Origin of the sequence: Streptomyces sp. NPDC001507, assembly GCF_042894765.1 — a bacterium.
Classification (GTDB): Bacteria; Actinomycetota; Actinomycetes; order Streptomycetales; family Streptomycetaceae; genus Streptomyces.
In genome coordinates this window covers 226,726-238,488 of the sequence record NZ_JBIAVV010000009.1, presented here as the reverse complement: position 1 = coordinate 238,488, position 11,763 = coordinate 226,726, and the positions used below count along the sequence as shown (strand labels likewise).

General features: G+C 71.9%; 11 protein-coding genes. 1 reads left to right on the top strand and 10 read right to left on the bottom strand.

The window, feature by feature from the left end:
* Positions 1-45 precede the first annotated feature (45 nt).
* The 10 genes from ACFY0K_RS28555 to ACFY0K_RS28510 are packed head-to-tail and all read right to left on the bottom strand — an operon-like array spanning position 46 to position 10,291.
* Positions 46-1,569, bottom strand: coding sequence for an NADH-quinone oxidoreductase subunit N (locus ACFY0K_RS28555; RefSeq protein WP_390642244.1), 1,524 nt, complete (start codon positions 1,567-1,569; stop codon positions 46-48).
* The gene (locus tag ACFY0K_RS28550) at positions 1,566-3,140 is read right to left on the bottom strand and encodes an NADH-quinone oxidoreductase subunit M (RefSeq protein WP_390642243.1); all 1,575 of its coding nucleotides are present in this window, start codon (positions 3,138-3,140) and stop codon (positions 1,566-1,568) included. The genes ACFY0K_RS28555 and ACFY0K_RS28550 overlap by 4 nt, the downstream gene beginning before the upstream one ends.
* A gap of 6 nt (positions 3,141-3,146) precedes the next feature.
* Positions 3,147-5,141 (bottom strand): NADH-quinone oxidoreductase subunit L, encoded by a 1,995-nt coding sequence (locus ACFY0K_RS28545; RefSeq protein WP_390642242.1) that lies wholly within the window; start codon positions 5,139-5,141, stop codon positions 3,147-3,149.
* The gene (nuoK, locus tag ACFY0K_RS28540; RefSeq protein WP_390642241.1) at positions 5,138-5,515 is read right to left on the bottom strand and encodes an NADH-quinone oxidoreductase subunit NuoK; all 378 of its coding nucleotides are present in this window, start codon (positions 5,513-5,515) and stop codon (positions 5,138-5,140) included. Before nuoK ends, ACFY0K_RS28545 begins: the two co-directional genes overlap by 4 nt.
* On the bottom strand, positions 5,515-6,228 hold the full coding sequence (locus tag ACFY0K_RS28535; RefSeq protein ID WP_390642240.1) for an NADH-quinone oxidoreductase subunit J: 714 nt from the start codon (positions 6,226-6,228) through the stop codon (positions 5,515-5,517). Before ACFY0K_RS28535 ends, nuoK begins: the two co-directional genes overlap by 1 nt.
* Complete coding sequence (locus ACFY0K_RS28530; RefSeq protein WP_390642239.1) at positions 6,225-6,815, bottom strand: NuoI/complex I 23 kDa subunit family protein; 591 nt, start codon at positions 6,813-6,815, stop codon at positions 6,225-6,227. The genes ACFY0K_RS28535 and ACFY0K_RS28530 overlap by 4 nt, the downstream gene beginning before the upstream one ends.
* Positions 6,815-7,783, bottom strand: a complete 969-nt coding sequence (locus ACFY0K_RS28525; protein ID WP_217549043.1) for a complex I subunit 1 family protein — start codon at positions 7,781-7,783, stop codon at positions 6,815-6,817. The genes ACFY0K_RS28530 and ACFY0K_RS28525 overlap by 1 nt, the downstream gene beginning before the upstream one ends.
* Entirely contained in the window at positions 7,780-9,270 is a 1,491-nt protein-coding gene (locus tag ACFY0K_RS28520) for an NADH-quinone oxidoreductase subunit C (protein WP_390642238.1), read from the bottom strand. Before ACFY0K_RS28520 ends, ACFY0K_RS28525 begins: the two co-directional genes overlap by 4 nt.
* On the bottom strand, positions 9,267-9,890 hold the full coding sequence (locus ACFY0K_RS28515; RefSeq protein WP_382725930.1) for an NADH-quinone oxidoreductase subunit B: 624 nt from the start codon (positions 9,888-9,890) through the stop codon (positions 9,267-9,269). Before ACFY0K_RS28515 ends, ACFY0K_RS28520 begins: the two co-directional genes overlap by 4 nt.
* Entirely contained in the window at positions 9,881-10,291 is a 411-nt protein-coding gene (locus tag ACFY0K_RS28510; RefSeq protein ID WP_390642237.1) for an NADH-quinone oxidoreductase subunit A, read from the bottom strand. Before ACFY0K_RS28510 ends, ACFY0K_RS28515 begins: the two co-directional genes overlap by 10 nt.
* A gap of 248 nt (positions 10,292-10,539) precedes the next feature.
* On the opposite strand from ACFY0K_RS28510, the gene ACFY0K_RS28505 reads away from it, so the two are divergent.
* Positions 10,540-11,730 (top strand): sensor histidine kinase, encoded by a 1,191-nt coding sequence (locus tag ACFY0K_RS28505; RefSeq protein ID WP_390642236.1) that lies wholly within the window; start codon positions 10,540-10,542, stop codon positions 11,728-11,730.
* Positions 11,731-11,763 lie beyond the last annotated feature (33 nt).

The window sequence follows — 11,763 nt, the reverse complement described above, 5'->3', positions numbered from 1 at the left end:
CGGGCGGGACGGTCGGCACGCGCGCGTGAAGGCGCGTGACGGTCGTCAGAACAGGCCGGAGGTGGCGAAGCGGAGTACCAGCTGGGGAGCGCCGGAGAGGACGACGCCGAGAGTGCCGGTGAGGGCGAGCGCGGCCGTGAGAGGGGCGGGGAGGCGGTGCCTGGCGGGCTCGCCCTCAGGAGCCCGGAACAGGAGGGCCGTCCACTGGAGGTAGTAGTAGAGGGCGATCACCACGTTGACGGCCATGACGACGGCGAGCCAGCCGAGACCGGCGTCGACGGCGGCCGAGAAGACGGTGACCTTCGCGAACAGGCCGATGATGCCGGGCGGGAGTCCTGCGAGGCAGAGCAGGAAGAACGCGAGGAGCAGGGCGGTGAGCGGGTTCCTGGCGTACAGGCCGCGGTAGTCGGAGATGCGGTTGAGTCGCTCGGTACGGGCGACGGCCGCGGCCACGGCGAAGGCGCCGAGGTTCACGGCGGCGTACATGAGCGCGTAGGCGACGGTGGAGCCGACGGCCTTCCGGGCATCCTCGCTGTATCCGGCGGCTGCGATCGGCACCAGCAGATAGCCGGCCTGGCCCACCGACGACCAGGCCAGCAGCCGTACCGCGCTGTACGCGCGCGTGGCCCGCTGCCGCAGGGCGGCCGCGTTGCCGACGGTCATGGTGAGCGCGGCCAGGGCGGCGAGCGCGGGACCCCATACGTCGGCGTACGACGGGAAGGCGACGACGGTGACCAGGATCAGCCCGGAGAAGCCGACGGCCTTGCCGACGACCGACAGGTAGGCGGCGACCGGGAGCGGCGCGCCGACATAGGTGTCGGGCACCCAGAAATGGAAGGGGACGGCGGCCGTCTTGAACGCGAAACCCACAAGGGTGAGGACGACGCCCGTCTGGGCGAGCGTGTGCAGTTGTCCGTCGACGTGCTGGATCCGGTCCGCGACCTGGGTGAGGTAGAGGCTGCCCGTGGTGGCGTACACGAAGCTGATGCCCATGAGGCTGACGGCGGTCGCGGTCACCGAGGACAGGAAGAACTTCAGGGCCGCTTCGGAGGACCTCTTGTCACCGTGCCTGATGCCGACGAGGGCGAAGGCGGGCAGCGAGGCCACCTCCAGGGCGACGACCAGAGTGGCGAGGTCACGTGAGGCGGGCAGCAGGGCGGCGCCGGCGGCCGAGGAGAGCAGCAGGAACCAGAACTCGCCCTGGGGGTAGCGGCGGTTGCCGTCCTTCAGGGCGGTGACGGACAGCAGGGCCGTGAGCAGGGCGCCGCCGAGGACGAGGAACTGCACGACCAGGGTGAACCGGTCGGCTGTGTAGCTGCACGCGCGCGTGGCACCGGTGAGGCAGAAGGTGCTGCGGTCGTGGCCGAGGAGCGGGAGCAGCAGGAGGGCGGCCGCGGCGAGTCCGGCGACCGAGATCCAGCCGAGAAGCGGCTTCCTCGCCTCGGGTACGAACAGGTCGGCGACCAGGACGGCCAGGCCGACGGCCGCGGTGAGGGTGGGCGGGGCGATGGCGAGCCAGTCGACGGACTGGACGAGGTTCACGGCCAGTGGCTGGGCCAGGGCGCTCATCGGGTGCCTCCTGCGAGGAGCTGCTGCACGGCCGGGTCGGTCAGACCGAGCAGGGCCTTCGGCCACAGTCCGGCGACGACGGTGAGGGCGACGAGCGGGGTCCAGGCCGCGAACTCGTAGCTGCGGACGTCGGCGAGCTCGGGCACTTCCTGCGCTGCGGCGCCCATGCAGACGCGGCGGACCACGGCCAGCATGTAGGCGGCCGTCAGCAGGGTGCCGAAGGCGGCGATCGCCATGAAGGTCAGGAAGGCCGGGCGGCCGAGGCCGGCAGCGGGCTCGAACGCACCGAACAGGGCCAGCATCTCGCCCCAGAACCCGGCGAGCCCGGGCAGCCCGAGCGAGGCGACGGCGGCGAACGCGAGCAGGCCGCCGAGGCGCGGTGCCCGGCCGTACAGCGCGGCCCCCGTCTCCTCGGCGAGGGTGTCCAGGTCGGTCGTGCCGGTGCGGTCCTTCAGGCCGCCGACCAGGAAGAAGAGCAGGCCGGTGATGAGGCCGTGGGCGATGTTGGCGAACAGTGCGCCGTTGACGCCGGTCGGGGTCATGGTGGCGATGCCGAGCAGGACGAAGCCCATGTGTCCGACGGAGGAGTAGGCGATCAGACGCTTGAGATCGCCCTGCGCACCTCGCTTGGCGAGGTTCAGGCAGGCCAGGGATCCGTAGATGATCCCGACGACCGCGAAGGCTGCGAGGTACGGCGCGAAGGTGCGGAAGCCGTCCGGCGCGACCGGCAGCAGGATCCGGACGAACCCGTACGTGCCCATCTTCAGCAGGACACCGGCCAGCAGTACCGAGCCGACGGTGGGCGCGGCGGTGTGGGCGTCCGGCAGCCAGCTGTGCAGGGGCCACATCGGGGTCTTGACCGCGAGCCCGATCCCGATCGCCAGAACGGCGATGACCTGCACGGATGTGGTCAGCGACCGGCCGTTGTCAGTGGCGAGTGCCACCATGTCGAACGTGCCCGCCTTGATTCCGATCAGGAGCAGGCCGAGCAGCATGACGACGGATCCGAGCAGTGTGAAGAGGATGAACTTCCAGGCGGCCCGGGTCCGTCCCTCGCCGCCCCAGCGGGCGATGAGGAAGTACATCGGGACGAGCACCGTCTCGAAGGCGAGGAAGAACAGCAGCAGGTCGAGGACGGCGAAGCTCGCGAGGACGCCGCACTCCAGGACGAGCAGCAGGGCGACGAAGGCCTTCGGGGACGGTCCCGCGGGCGGGTTGAAGTACGCGTAGAGCGCGCAGAGGAAGGTCAGCAGCGCGGTCAGGACCACGAGGGGGAGGGAGATGCCGTCGACGCCGAGGTGGATGCGCACGTCGAGTGCGGGGATCCAGCTGATGTCGGTCGTGGCCTGCATCCTCGACGGATGGCCGTGGTCGAAGCCGAGTGCGAGGACGATCGCGGCGACGAGGATCGCGCCGGTCACGGTCACGCCGTGCCGGAGTACGGCCTGCTGGGGCGACTTTCCCTTCAGCCCGGGCGGGGCGGGCAGCAGGGCGGCGACGGCGCCGAGAAGCGGTCCTACCACGATCAGTGCCAGAAGAACTTGCATCACGGACTCGCTGATATCGATCACGCCTGCTCACGCTCCCGTGGCGACGAGGAGGACGGCGACCGCCAGGACGACGGTGCCGGCGAGCAGCGCGCTCACATAGGTCTGGACGTTGCCGGTCTGGGCACGCCGTACGGCGGCGCCGAGCAGGCGGGGCAGTGCGCCTGCCCCACGGACGTAGGTGTCGACGACCTCGCGGTCGAGGAACTGGACGAGGCTCGCGGCGGCCAGCACCGGGCGGACGAACAGCGCGCCGTAGACGGCATCGAGGTGGAAGCCTTCGGCCGCGTGCCGGTGCAGCGGGCCGAGCAGCAGCCGGCCGGGGTCCGCCGGGTCGGGTGCGTAGGCCACGTCGCCGAAGGCGGGCTTGTGGGTGGCGATGGCCTCGGCCTCGACCAGTCCGGCGTCGCCCTCCGGGTGGGCGGCGACGGCGCCCAGCGGGGTGCGAGCGGCCCGTGTTCCGGTGCGCTGCCAGGCGCCGTAGGTGACGAGTCCGCCGACGAGCGCGAGGCCGGTGCCGAGGACCGAGGTGGTCAGGGTCGGAGTGAGGGCGCGGCCGTCGAACCAGCCGGGCAGCGACCGGTAGGCGAACCCGCCGAAGGCGAGGGACGGCACGGCCAGGACCCACAGCACCACGGTCATGGACAGCGGCTGCCGCCCGTGGTCCGCGGCCTCGGCTCCGCGGCCCCGGAAGGTGAGCAGCCACAGCCGGGTGGCGTAGGCGGCGGTGAGCAGGGCGGTGGCAAGGCCCGCGACCAGGACGATCCAGCCGGCGCTGCCGGGGGCGTTCTCGGTGTGGCCGGTGGCGACGTGCTCGGCGGCACCGAGCACGGACTCCTTCGAGAAGAACCCGCTGAACGGCGGGACCGCGGCGAGCGCGAGCAGGGCCACGGTCATCGTCCAGTAGGCGTCCGGGACGCGGTCGCGCAGGCCGGAGGTGCGGGACATGACGGCCAGCGAGTTGGTGCCGGCGGCGTGGATGATCACCCCGGCCGCGAGGAACAGCAGCGCCTTGAAGGCGCCGTGGGACAGGAGGTGGAAGACGGCTGCACCCCGGTCGCCGACGGCGAGGGCGCCCGTCATGTAGCCGAGCTGGCCGATCGTCGAGTAGGCGAGGACGCGCTTGATGTCGTCCTGGGCGAGCGCGGCGAGGGCCGAACCGACCATCGTGACGGCGCCCATGACGGCGAGGACGACCATCACGGCCGCGCTGGCCTCGAAGACCGGAAGGAGACGGGCGACGAAGTAGACACCGGCGGCGACCATCGTCGCGGCGTGGATCAGCGCGGAGACGGGGGTGGGGCCGGCCATCGCGTCGGGGAGCCAGGTGTGCAGCGGGAACTGCGCGGACTTGCCGGCCACGCCACACAGGAGCAGTAGCCCGACCAGGGTTGGGTGGTGCAGGCCGCCGTTCGCGACGGTGCCGAGGACCGTCGTGATGCGGAACGACCCGGCGTCTGTGGCCAGCGCGAACAGGCCGATCAGGAACGGCACGTCGCCGAGCTTGGTGACCAGGAATGCCTTCATGGAGGCGGCGCGCGCCTCGGGGGTCTCCCAGTAATGACCCACCAGGAAGTAGGAGCAGATGCCCATGACTTCCCAGCCGACCAGCAGCACGATCAGGTCGCCGGAGTAGACGACCACCAGCATCGCGGAGGTGAACAAGGAGACGAGGGCGGCGTACGACCGGTAGCGCGGGTCGTCCCGGAGGTACCCGGTCGAGTAGATCTGCACGCAGGCGGCGACGAAGGCGACCAGGACGGCGACGAGGGCGGCGAAGCCGTCGATGTGCAGGGCGAGTTCGATCGGGACCGAGCCGGTCGGAGTGAGCTCTGTGTGGGCGTCGACGGACCGGCCGCCGCCCTGGCCGGCGGCGACCGTGCAGGCGAGGGCCAGCGTGGCGAGCGTCGGCAGGACCGCGAGCGGGCGGACGAAACCGGGGGCGGTGCGCCCCAGGAGCAGACCGGCGGCGGCGCCGAGGAACGGCAGGAGGGGGACGAGGACGGCGAGGGTGGTCGTGGTCACGCGGTGGCCTCAGCCTTCTCGTCGGCCGCCCCGTTCGTGGGCGTGCCGTCGTCGCGGCCCTCGGCGGTGTCGCGGAGCCGGTCGATGTCGGAGGTGCCGCGGTTGCGGTAGACGGCGAGGACGATCGCCAGGCCGATGCCGATCTCGGCGGCCGCGATGGCGATGGTGAACAGGGTCAGGGCCTGGCCGGAGTGCAGGGTGTCCCGGGCGGCCTTGCTCAGCCAGACGTCGAAGGCGACGAGGTTCAGGTTGACGGCGTTGAGCATCAGCTCGACCGACATCAGGACCAGGATCGCGTTGCGGCGGGCGAGGACGCCGTACAGGCCGGTGCAGAAGAGGAGGGCGGAGAGAACGGCGGGATAGGCGAGATGCATCAGCGGGCGCCTTCCTGCTCGTTGTCCCGTTCGCTTTCCTGCTCGTTGTCCCGTTCGCTCTCCTGCTCGGTGTCCCGTTCGCTCTCCTGCTCGATCGAGTGAATCCCGGAATCCGTGACCGAGGGGGAACTCTGCGTGACGGGCCGGCCGTTCACAGGGGGCGGGGCCGACTCCGCCTTCGCCTTCCGGGACAGGACGATCGCGCCGACCAGGGCCGCCAGGAGGAGGACGGAGAGGGCCTCGAAGGGCAGGACCCAGTTCTGGAAAAGGCTCGCCCCGGTGACCTTCGTCGAGCCGGCGGCGGCGCCGTCCAGGTCGATCCAGGTGGTGCGGAAGGCGTCCACGACCACCCAGCCCAGAGCGGCCGCGGCGGCGACGGCGACGACCAGCGCGATCCAGCGGTTTCCGGAGTCGGCGTCCGGGGAGCGGCCGATCGGGGCCTTGGTGAGCATCAGACCGAACAGAAGGAGGACGACGACGGAACCCACATAGATGAGGACCTGCACCCAGGCGATGAACTCGGCGGTGAGCAGGAGGTATTCGACGGCGAGCCCGCCGAGGGCGACCACCAGCCACAGGGCGGCGTGCACCAGCTGGCGGGTGGTCACCGTGACGAGGGCGGCGCCGAAGGTGACCAGGCCGACGAGCACGAAGGCGACCTCCACGCCGGTCGGGGACAGGAAGCCGTGCGGCGCCTGGGCGAGCGGGCTCACGCCTCCCCCTCCCCCGGCTCGACCCGGTCGGTGGCCGGCCCGGCCTCGGCGGCCTCGGCGGCCCGGGCCGCCGCGAGCTTCTCGGCGGACTTGCGGGCGGCAGCGAGTTCCTTCGGCTCCTCCGCGCGGGGGTCGAGGGCGGGCGGGGCCGGGACCGTCCACATCCACTCGCGGAGCTTGTCGCGCTCGTGGGTGAGCTCGCGGATGTCGGTCTCGGCGTACTCGAACTCCGGGGACCAGAACAGGGCGTCGAAAGGACAGACCTCGATGCAGATACCGCAGTACATGCACAGGGAGAAGTCGATGGCGAAGCGGTCCAGGACGTTGCGGCTGCGTTCGCGACCACCCGGGGCCGCCGCCGGGACGGTCTCCTTGTGGGAGTCGATGTAGATGCACCAGTCGGGGCACTCACGGGCGCAGAGCATGCAGACCGTGCAGTTCTCCTCGAACAGCCCGATCACACCCCGGGTGCGGGGCGGAAGGTCGGGAAGGGCGTCCGGGTACTGCTCGGTGACCGACTTCCGGGTCATCGTGCGCAGGGTGACGGCCAGGCCCTTGGCCAGGCCCGAGCCGGGGATGGGGGCCACTAGGAGATCACCACCTTGACGATGCCGGTGAGGGCGATCTGGGCGAGAGAAAGGGGGACGAGGAGGGTCCAGGAGAACTTCTGCAACTGGTCCTCGCGGAGCCGGGGGTAGGTCACGCGGAGCCAGATCACGACGAAGGCGAGGAGCGCCGTCTTCAGGAGGGTCCACAGCCAGCCGAGGCCGTCCGCACCCCACGGGCCGTGCCAGCCGCCCAGGAAGAGGACGGTGGTCAGGCCGCACAGGACGACGATCCCGGCGTACTCGGCGAGCAGGAACAGGGCGAAGCGCAGCCCGGTGTACTCGGTGTACGCGCCGAAGATGATCTCCGAGTCGGCGACGGGCATGTCGAACGGGGGCCGCTGGAGTTCCGCGAGGCCGGCGACGAAGAAGACCAGACCGCCGGTGATCTGCCAGGGCAGCCACCACCAGTGGAAGGAGCCGACGATGCCCGGCAGGGAGACGGTACCGGCCGCCATCGCCACGGAGGCGGCGGCGAGCAGCATCGGGAGTTCGTAGGCGAGGAGCTGGGCGGCGGTACGCAGGCCGCCGAGGAGGGAGAACTTGTTGGCACTGGCCCAGCCGGCCATGAGCGAGCCGAGGACGCCGACGCCCATCACGGCCAGCACGAAGAACACACCCGCGTCCAGGACCTGGCCGACCGCGCCCTCGCCGGGGCCGATGGGGATGGCGAGCAGCACGAGCAGATACGGGAGGAGGGCCACCGCGGGGGCCAGCTGGAAGACACGGCGGTCCGCGCCCGCCGGGACCACGTCCTCCTTCTGCGCGAACTTCACGCCGTCGGCGATCAGCTGGGCCCAGCCGTGGAAACCTCCGGCGTACATCGGGCCGAGGCGGCCCTGCATATGGGCCATCACCTTGTGCTCGGTCTGACCGACGATCAGGGGGAAGGTGAGGAAGACGACGAACACGACGAGGAGTCGCAGGGCGACGTCCAGAGCGTCGTTCACTGCGGGCCTCCTGGGGGATCGTCGGGGTGGGCGGGGTGTTCGGGGGCGGGGTCGTCGGGGGTCGGGGCTTCGGGGGTGCGCTCAGCGGCGGGGGGCTCTGCAGGGGTCGGCTCGGGCTCCTCGGGTGCAGCGGGGCTCGGCTCTGCCGATCCCGATCCCGATCCCGATCCCGGTCCCGACTCCGACGCCGTCTCCTCCGGTCCGGTCGGTTCCGGTGCCGTCGGCTCCGCAGTGGGCGGTGTGGGCGCCTTGGGCTCCGCACCCGCCTCCTCGGCCTTGGTTCCGGCTGCGCCGGCTGCCTCCGCGGGGTCGGCCGATGTCCCGCCAGGCGGCCCCCCGGCCGCCGGTTCGTCGAAGGCCGGACGGGCGTGGTGCCAGGGCGCGTCCGAGCTGCGGGGGGTTGCGGCGGGGCGGCCCGCGGTGGCCGGTGCCGTCGGCGTGCCCGTCTCAGCCTCCGTCTCCTGCACACGCTGGGAAGCGGAGCCACCCGAGGCGGTACGCGTCCGGCGAGCCCCCCGGGGAGCAGCCGACGGCCCCGTCGCCGCAGCGGCCACTCCCGTACCGGTGTCTTCCGAACCGGCGCCTCCCGCACCGGCGCCTTCCGCAACGGCGTTCTCAGTGGGCGACGCGCCCTCCGCACCCGACGCTGTCCGCTGTGAAGCGGACCCCCCGCTCGCACTCCGTGCCCGGCGCGGAGTGGCCGTCGGCCCTGCCGCACCCGACGCCTCGGTCGACTCCACCGGCCCGGTCGACTCCACCGGCCCGGTCGCCCCGGCGGCCTGGCTCGCCGAGCCCTCCGCGGCCGTACGTGAGCGGCGCACCGGGCGGTCGTCGGTTCCGCGGGCCGGGCGGGGCGGGCGGTCGCCGGCCGTGCGGCCTGCTGCGGTGCGGGCCGGGCGGGCGGGGGCGGCCGGGAGTTGGCCCTTGAGGGGACCCCACTCGTTCGGGTCGGGGACGCCCGGGGGAAGCATCTGGCGGCGCTTGGGTCCGCCGTGGTCGGACTCGCCCGGTTCCTTGGCGCCGGGCCAGGCCTTGGCGACGCGGGCGGCGAGGACGAAGTCCTTGCGGAGGGGGTGGCCTTCGAAGGTTTCCGGGAGGAGGAGGTGGTCCAGGCCGGGGTGGCCGGTGAAGCGGACGCCGAACATCTCGTGGGTCTCGCGTTCGTGCCAGCGGGCGCCCGCATAGACGCCGACGGCGGACGGGAGTTCGGGGGCGGTGTGCGGGACGGTCGTGCGCAGGAGCAGGCGGCGGACCGGGGCGAGGGCGACGACGTGGGCCGAGACGCGGAAGCCGGTGCCGGGTTCGTCGACGGCGCTCAGCCAGTCGAAGTAGGTGCAGGAGAGAGTCGTACGGGCGATCTCCAGGGCGGCGAGCCAGTAGGAGGGAGGGACGTCGACCGTGAGGACGTCGTAGGACTCGTCGGCCGTCGCGTCCGTGCCGAAGAGTTCCTCGACAGGGGCCGGGAGCCAGCCGGACGGGGCCGTCATCGCCCGTCCCCTTCGCGCTCGGCCTCCGTGCGGGACGGGGGCCGGACCAGGTCGCTCTGGAGGGCTGCAGCGGACGGGCGGGGGGTGCCGTAGCGCTCGCCCAGGGATTCCGTCGCGATCTTCTCCTGGAGTTTGAGGATGCCCTGGAGGAGCGCCTCGGGGCGCGGCGGGCAGCCGGGGACGTAGACGTCGACGGGGATGATCTGGTCGACGCCCTTGGTGACGGAGTAGGAGTCCCAGTAGGGGCCGCCGCAGTTCGAGCAGGCGCCGAAGGAGATGACGTACTTCGGTTCGGGCATCTGCTCGTACAGGCGCTTGACCGCCGGGGCCATCTTGTCCGTGACCGTGCCCGAGACCACCATGAGGTCGGCCTGGCGGGGTCCCGGCGCGAAGGGGATCACGCCGAGGCGGATGAAGTCGTGGCGGGCCATCGACGCGGCGATGAACTCGATCGCACAGCAGGCGAGGCCGAAGTTGAAGACCCAGAGCGAGTAGCGGCGGCCCCAGTTGAGGACGACCTTCATCGGTTCGGGGGCGAGGCGGGCGAGCGTGCCCAGCCTCTTCGGCTCCGGCAGCGGCACGGGCTCCGGCGTCGGCGTGGGCTCCGGCATCACGTCCATGTCAGGACGCCCTTCTTGTATGCGTACAGCAGGCCGACGGCGAGGAAGCCGAGGAAGACGAACATCTCCACGAGCGTGGTCGCGCCGTAGCCGGGGGCGGCGAAGACCGTCGCCCAGGGGAACAGGAAGATCGAGTCGACGGCGAAGATGACGTAGAGGAAGGCGTAGACGTAGTAGCGGACCTGGGTGTGGGCCCAGCCCTCGCCGACGGGGTCGACGCCGCACTCGTAGGTGAGGAGTTTCTCGGGCGTGGGGACCACCGGGCGCAGCAGCCGGCCGGCGCCGAAGGCGACGGCGACGAAGACCACGCCGACCAGCGTCAGCAGTCCCACGACCGAGTAGGACGCGAAGTAGTCCGCGGCGAGGACCGAGGTCGGTCCACCACCCACCGTCTCCCGCATCGCCCGTCCCTCGCTCCCTCGACAGACCACCGGCCCGACCCGGCCCGGTGCCGTGACCTCAGTCAACTCTTGATTCGACGATCTGTACGCACGGGAGTCTAGGCCCTGATAAAGACACGGTAAGCAGGCCGTCACGCGGTGGGACAGGGGGGACACGGGACCGGGGCCGCCTGGTGGGGTTTTCCCCAGGGTGACCCGGGCGGGGAACTCCATGGCGTCGCGCCCCGGCACACGGCACGCTGGCGCATATGACCGCACCAGCACCCCGATCCCCCGGCTATGCCGACGCCGGCGAGGACCGCGAGCGACTGCCGCCCGTGCGCTTCGCCTTCGAAGGCCACACCTGGAAGGAGATCGCGCACCTCCTGCTGAACCTCCCGATGTCGCTGTTCGGCTTCGTCTACGTCGTCACGACGGGGTTGGTGAGCGGTGTACTGACGCTGACGGTGATCGGCATCCCCCTGCTCGCCGCAACCCTGCTGGGCGCTCGGCAGCTGGGGAAGCTGGAGCGGGCACGCGCGCGTGCGCTGCTCGGGGTGCGGGTGGAGGAGCCGACCCCGTTGCCGTGGACCAGGCGCGGGGCGGGCTCCGGGCGGCTGTGGATGACGTTGAAGGACCCGGTGGGCTGGCGGACGCTGCTGTACGACTTCATCCGGCTGCCCTGGGGCGTTCTCACCTTCTGCGTCACGCTGGTCTCGCTGTTCGTGCTGTGGCCGGTGCTGCCGTTCGTCGCGCGCGGGCTGTCGAACGTGGACCGGGCGATGGTGCGCGGCCTGCTGTCACCCTCCGACGAGCTGGAGCGCCGTATCGCCGAACTGGAGTCGGACCGGGGCGTGGTCGTCGACACGGCCGCCGCCGACCTGCGGCGCATCGAGCGGGATCTGCACGACGGGGCGCAGGCGCGGCTCGTCAATCTGGCGATGGGGCTCGGCCTGGCGAAGGAGAAGCTGCTGGAGGACCCCGACGCCGCCGCCACGATGGTCGAGGAGGCGCACGGCGAGGTCAAACTGGCGCTGCAGGAGCTCAGGGACCTCGCCCGCGGCATCCATCCGGCGGTGCTGACCGACCGGGGATTGGACGCGGCGCTGTCGTCGGTCGCCTCGCGCTGCACGGTGCCGGTCCAGGTGACCGCCGACCTGCCGTCCAGACCGGCGCCCGCGATCGAGGGCATCGCGTACTTCACCGTCTCCGAACTGCTGCAGAACATCAGCAAGCACAGCGGGGCGCGTACCGCCTCGGTGGACGTGTGGCGGGCCGACGACCGGCTGCTGATCCAGGTGCGGGACGACGGGCGCGGCGGCGCGAGCCTGGACGGCGGTTCCGGGATGCGCGGGCTCGCGGACCGGCTGGGCGCGGTCGACGGCCTGTTCGTCGTCGACTCACCGGCGGGCGGCCCCACCACGGTCACCGCCGAGCTGCCCTGGCGCGACCGGCCGTAGGACGGCTCGTGGGGAGGTTCGCAGGGCGGCTTG